This window comes from Candidatus Magnetaquicoccus inordinatus, assembly GCF_004217665.1.
Classification (GTDB): domain Bacteria; phylum Pseudomonadota; class Magnetococcia; order Magnetococcales; family Magnetaquicoccaceae; genus Magnetaquicoccus; species Magnetaquicoccus inordinatus.
Genome location: NZ_RXIU01000363.1, coordinates 1 through 2,079 on the forward strand (window position 1 = coordinate 1; position 2,079 = coordinate 2,079).

The 2,079-nt window shown below is 41.9% G+C and carries 1 protein-coding gene; it reads left to right on the top strand.

Annotated elements, in window-relative coordinates:
* Nucleotides 1-2,079, top strand: a 2,079-nt coding sequence (pglX, locus tag EJP87_RS15645; RefSeq protein WP_130472783.1) for a BREX-1 system adenine-specific DNA-methyltransferase PglX, incomplete at both ends; no start/stop codon positions are given.

Sequence of the window (2,079 nt, forward strand, 5' to 3'; positions counted from 1 at the left end):
TCCAAAGCTGAATGTGCTGTCTTTGCAGTCCTCACAAGGCGTGCAGGTTGAGGATGTCATTGATAATCTGCGTCTGGATGACTTATCAACCAAATCTGCCATACGCTCTTTGATTGAGCTGTTCTATGAAGCCAAGACCTTCGGCTCACTCATCCAGGTTCCAGCAAATCTGATTTCAGCATTGCCTCAGCTTCAAGAATTGGTATCCCAGGAAACTGGTAAAGATATGTACAAGAATAAGGCGATTGAGCTTCTGCGTCCATTCGTGATTCAAGCTGCATTTTTGGCAGAGAAATATGATTGTGTAGTAGCCAATCCTCCGTATATGGGCAATAACGGAATGAATTTATCCGTTAAGGATTTTGTCAAAAAAAGATTTCCTAACGCCAAATCTGATTTGTTTGCCTGCTTTATTGAACGTGGCTTTGAAATGGCCACAAAGGCTGGCTTCAATAGCATGGTCACAATGCAAAGCTGGATGTTTCTTTCCAGCTACGAACAATTTAGGAACAAATTATTAAAGCAGAACACCTTGATATGTCTTGCTCATTTTCCATATGATGGGCATTCTCCAACAGCGATGGGCATTAACTTTGGAGTAGCAGTAATTTCAGTAAGAAACAGTAGCCAGCATCAATATTTGTCAAATTTCTGTTGCGCTAGATATTCTGAACTTTCTCAGGATGGTGTACCATTTCATTTCCCACCAAATAATGAACGTCTCTGTACAGCAAGGCAAGACGACTTCCAAAAAATCCCTGGCAGCCCGGTGGCGTATTGGGCCAACAAAGATGGAGTGGAAAATTTTGCATCAAACAAATTACTTGGAAAATTATACAAACCGCGTGTTGGTATGAGAACTGGCGATAATTTAAGATTTTTAAGGATTTGGTATGAGATTGCTATAAACAATTTCAATAGAAACGCTTCCACAAGAAATGAGGCTAAAAATTCTAGGGCAAAATGGTTTCCATTTTTAAAAGGAGGAGATTACAGAAAGTGGTTTGGAAATCTTGAATGGGTTGTTAACTGGAAAAATGATGGGGAAGAAATCAAACAAAATACATTAATTAATTACCCTCAGCTGTCTCTAGATAATCTAGGATGGAAAATTTCCAATGAGTCATTCTATTTTCAAAGTGGACTAACATGGACTGCTGTGAGCTCTTCATTTTTTGGAGTGCGATATTTTAAATGTGGTGCAATTTTTGGGACCGGAGGTTCATGTGTCTTCCCGGAAATTTCAAAAACAGTTGATATACTTGGTGCTCTAACTTCAAAAACTTCCACATACTTCATGAAGATAATCAATCCAACGTTGAATATTAATATTGAGGATGTTGCGTCCATCCCGATTTTGAACAAAATAAATATTTGCGTGACTGAAAATTCAAATAGGTGTATAAAAATAACGGAATTTGACTGGGACTCCTATGAAACCTCCTGGGACTTCCAATCCTTCCCAATGCTCACAGCACCTCTGAAGCTCACTACCATCTCAAATTCCTACGCAGCATGGTTGAAGCAGAGTCAAGAGAACACTCTGACCATGAAGTCCTTGGAAGAGGAGAACAATCGACTCTTCATCGATGCCTACGGTCTCCAGGACGAACTTACCCCGGACGTGCCTCTTCGTGAAATCACTCTGACCTGCAATCCTTACTACCGCTACAGCGGTGAGAAGACTGCCGAAGAGTTGCAAGTTTTGCAAAAAACAGACACCATGAAGGAGTTGGTCAGCTACGCCATCGGCTGCATGATGGGTCGTTACAGCTTGGACGAACCCGGACTCATCTATGCTCACTCCGGGAATGAGGGATTTGACCCGAACCGCTACACCACCTTCAAAGCTGACGATGATGGAATCATCCCTCTGACCGATACCGAATGGTTCGAGGATGATGCCACTAAGCGATTTGAAGAATTCCTGACCGTAGCATGGTCAAAAGAACATACACGAGAAAACCTTATCTTTGTTGCTGAATCCCTTGGCCAGAAGAGTGGTGAAACCCCACTGGATACTATCCGTCGCTACCTGTGTCGGGATTTCTTCAAAGACCACCTGAAGACTTACAAGAA